Below are 4,213 nucleotides of genomic sequence, written 5' to 3'. Positions count from 1 at the left end.
TCAGTTCGGATCGGGGTCTGCAACTCGACCCCGTGAAGTCGGAATCGCTAGTAACCGCAGGTCAGCTATACTGCGGTGAATACGTTCCCGGGCCTTGTACACACCGCCCGTCACGTCACCTGAGTCTGTTGCACCCGAAGCACTTGGCCCAACCGCAAGGAGGGAGGGTGCGAAGGTGTGGCCGGTAAGGGGGACGAAGTCGTAACAAGGTAGCCGTAGGGGAACCTGCGGCTGGATCACCTCCTTTCTAAGGACACTGTGGGTAGCCACAGACGATCTTAGGTCGATCACGGAAACGATGAAGTCGGAACGATGAACGATGAATTTCCAAGTTCATCATTCATCGCTCATCATTCATCGTTCCTGTGTCCACTCACCGGATACGCTGCTGGGTTGTTCAAGGTGGATATGTAGCACCAATTGAAGCTTATGGGGATTCACCAGCACACATTTTGAGGTAAGGCGAGCCGGAACTGAACGGGGGGAAACCCTTCGGGAGAGGCTTGCGCCTCTCCCTTTTGTGTGTATGTGGGCGGAAGCGATGAACCAGGAACGATGAAGTCCGGAGTCCGGACATTCATCATTCATCATTCTGACATTCATCATTTCGCAGCGGGGCGCATAGCTCAGTTGGGAGAGCACCTGCTTTGCACGCAGGGGGTCGGGTGTTCGAGTCACCTTGCGTCCACCAAGCTGGACGATGGAAGGTGGAAGATGGAGAATGGATTTTCGGAATTCATCGTTCATCACTCATCGTTCATCGTTTCGTTGGGACCCGTAGCTCAGTTGGTTAGAGCGCACCCCTGATAAGGGTGAGGTCGATAGTTCGAATCTATCTGGGTCCACCAAATTGGAGGTTGGAGGATAGATGATGGAAGTTGGACCGGAAAGGTCCGCCTCCAGGCGAAGCCTTCGACCTGAATGCTGGAAAGGGATGTTAGAGGATTGGATGCGGGAAGTGCTGCTTCCTGGTACCGAGACCTCCGTCCTGAATGCTGAATGCCGGATGCTGAATGCTGGCATTAAGATTTTGACAAGGGTGGGGCAGGTTGTTTATACTCCGTTCTTGCCGATAGGTTGTCCGGGCATCGTTTCCGGATAATCGCGAATTGGAAGAGAAGAAGGCAAGGGTAGGGATTCTGGACTCCGGTCCAACTTCCCACCTCCAACTTCTCACTTCCAGTTTTGTGCCTTGAAAACTGCAGATGAGGGAAGTTAGTAGAAGAAGCCGATTAAGGGCACATGGTGGATGCCTTGGGGCAACACGCCGAAGAAGGACGCGGCCAGCGGCGAAACGCCACGGGGAGCTGCAAGCAAGCTTTGATCCGTGGGAATCCGAATGGGGAAACCCGGCCACAATAAGCGTGGTCACCCTTGCCTGAATACATAGGGCATGAGGAGGGCACCGGCCGAACTGAAACATCTTAGTAAGCCGAGGAAAAGAAAACAACCGTGATTGCGGGAGTAGTGGCGAGCGAAACCGCACGAGCCTAAACCGGAGGTTTGGCCTCCGGGGTCGTGGGGCGTTCCAAATCTGTAAGAGTCTAGTCGAAGACGGTTGGAAATCCGTCCCGTAGAGCGTGATAGGCGCGTAGGCGAAAGACGATTGCAGTGGGAGCGATACCCCGAGTACCACGGGACACGAGAAACCCTGTGGGAATCTGGCGGGACCACCCGCTAAGGCTAAATACGTGTTGCCACCGATAGTGAACCAGTACCGTGAGGGAAAGGTGAAAAGGACCCCGGGAGGGGAGTGAAATAGACCTGAAACCGTGTGCCTACAAGCAGTCGGAGCACCGTATATCGGTGTGACGGCGTGCCTTTTGCAGAATGAACCCGCGAGTTATTCTACGTGGCAAGGTGCAAGCCGCAGCGAAAGCGAGTCCGAACAGGGCGATTCAGTCGCGTGGAATAGACCCGAAACCGTGTGATCTAGCCATGGCCAGGATGAAGGAACGGTAACACGTTCTGGAGGTCCGAACCGGTGTATGTTGAAGAATGCTCGGAAGAGCTGTGGTTAGCGGTGAAATGCCAATCGAACACGGAGATAGCTGGTTCTCCCCGAAATGCATTTAGGTGCAGCGTGTCTTATAAAGTTTGACGGAGGTAGAGCACTGGATGGACTAGGGGCCCCACCGGGTTACCGAATCCAACCAAACTCCGAATGCCGTTAAATGTTGAGGCGCAGTGAGACAGTGGGGGCTAAGCTTCATTGTCGAGAGGGAAACAGCCCAGACCGCCGGCTAAGGTCCCCAAGTATCGCAAAGTGTACAAGGATGTGGGGTGGACATAGACAACCAGGATGTTGGCTTAGAAGCAGCCACCATTTAAAGAGTGCGTAACAGCTTACTGGTCGATGTTCCCCTGCGCCGAGAATGTAAGGGGGCTCAAGCGATACACCGAAGCCGCGGATGTTGGAGGGTGGAAGATAGAGGGCAGAAGATGGATCGGACAGACAGAGAGCCGATACGAGGCTTCCGCGATCTGGAGGTCTACCAACGCAGTTACAAGCTGGCGCTGGAGATCCAAGTCCAGAGTGAGAGTTGGCCACAAGAGGGTCGCCACGGGATTGTAAACCAATTGCGAGGCGCTGCCTGGAGTGTTCCGGCAAACATAGCGGAGGGCTACGGCCGGAAGACGTTTGAGAAGGATTTCAAGCGTGTTCTGGTGACTGCGTTAGGGTCTGTGAGCGAGGCAAGCATGTTCATAGACGCATCGCACGATCTTGGTTGGCTGGACGACGTCCACCACCGGGAGTGGCAGGAAGGTTACACGATACTTGGTAAGCAGTTGAACGTGCTTATCAAGCAGTGGCAGACCTTCTAGTACGGCTTGGATCCATTTTCCGCGTTCTATCTTCCATCTTCCAGCGTGGTAGGGGAGCGTCGAAACATCAGCGAAGCCGAGGGCGTAAGCCCTGGTGGAGGTGTTTCGAGTGAGGATGCGGGTATGAGTAACGAAAAGACGGGTGAGAATCCCGTCCGCCGAAAGCCTAAGGGTTCTTAAGGAAGGTTCGTCCACTTGAGTTTAGTCGGGCCTAAGCCGAGGGCGTTTGCCGTAGGCGATGGACAGCCGGTTGATATTCCGGCACCAGTAGTAGTCGTTATTACGATGGGGGGACGCTTCAGGATATCCCGACCCGGGGTTGGTAGTCCGGGGTCGAGCAGTAGGTGGGTTCGCAGGCAAATCCGCGAACGTAAAGCCGGCTGTTTAGACGAAAGAAGGCCTTCGGGCCGACGGAAGAGGGATTGACTGGGGCCCAGAAAAGCCTCTAAGGAGATTGCTACTGCCCGTACCGCAAACCGACACAGGTAGGCGGGTAGAGGATACCAAGGCGCGCGAGAGAACTCTCGTTAAGGAACTAGGCAATCTAGCCCCGTAACTTCGGGAGAAGGGGCGCCCCTTGAGTTGTAGGCTGTAACGCCGAAGGCTCTGGGGGGTTGCAGTGAAATGGCTCGAGCGACTGTTTACCAAAAACACAGGTCCCTGCTAAGGTGAAAGCCGATGTATAGGGGCTGACGCCTGCCCAATGCCAGAAGGTTAACTGGAGAGGTCAACCGCAAGGTGCAGCCTTGAAACGAAGCCCTGGTGAATGGCGGCCGTAACTATAACGGTCCTAAGGTAGCGAAATTCCTTGTCGGGTAAGTTCCGACCTGCACGAATGGCGTAACGACTTGAGCGCTGTCTCAACGAGAGACTCGGTGAAATTGTAATACCGGTGAAGATGCCGGTTACCCACCATAGGACGGAAAGACCCCATGGAGCTTTACTACACCCTGGCATTGTGTCTCTCTCATGCATGTAGAGAGTAGGTGGGAGGAGCAATCCACCAATGGAACACCACCCTTGTATGGGGGAGGCACTAACCAAAGCCGTGATCCGGCTGCGGAACCGTGTCAGGCGGGTAGTTTGACTGGGGCGGTCGCCTCCCAAAGAGTAACGGAGGCGTCCCAAGGTCCCCTCAGGCCGGTTGGAAATCGGCCGTTGAGTGCAAACGCAGAAGGGGGCTTGACTGCGAGACTGACTAGTCGAGCAGGTGCGAAAGCAGGGGTTAGTGATCCTCACACTCCGCGTGGAAGGGTGTGGGCTTAACGGATAAAAGTTACCCTGGGGATAACAGGCTTATCACGCCCAAGCGCTCACAGCGACGGCGTGGTTTGGCACCTCGATGTCGGCTCGTCGCATCCTGGGGCTGGATGAGGTCCCAAGGGTT

General features: G+C 55.2%; 2 tRNA genes and 2 rRNA genes. All 4 read left to right on the top strand.

Features of this window, described 5'->3' with window-relative positions:
• Positions 1-247: ribosomal RNA gene (locus VGM51_17600) — 16S ribosomal RNA — on the top strand; the annotation flags it as partial.
• 368 nt (positions 248-615) lie between these two features.
• A tRNA-Ala gene (locus tag VGM51_17595) sits at positions 616-691 on the top strand.
• Positions 692-771: 80 nt separating this feature from the next.
• Positions 772-848, top strand: a tRNA-Ile gene (locus tag VGM51_17590).
• Between the two features lie 374 nt (positions 849-1,222).
• Positions 1,223-4,213 (top strand): 23S ribosomal RNA (locus VGM51_17585); the annotation flags it as partial.

Source organism: Armatimonadota bacterium, assembly GCA_036504095.1.
Classification (GTDB): Bacteria; Armatimonadota; DTGP01; order JAKQQT01; family JAKQQT01; genus DASXUL01.
This window is presented reverse-complemented; position numbering and strand designations above follow the sequence as displayed.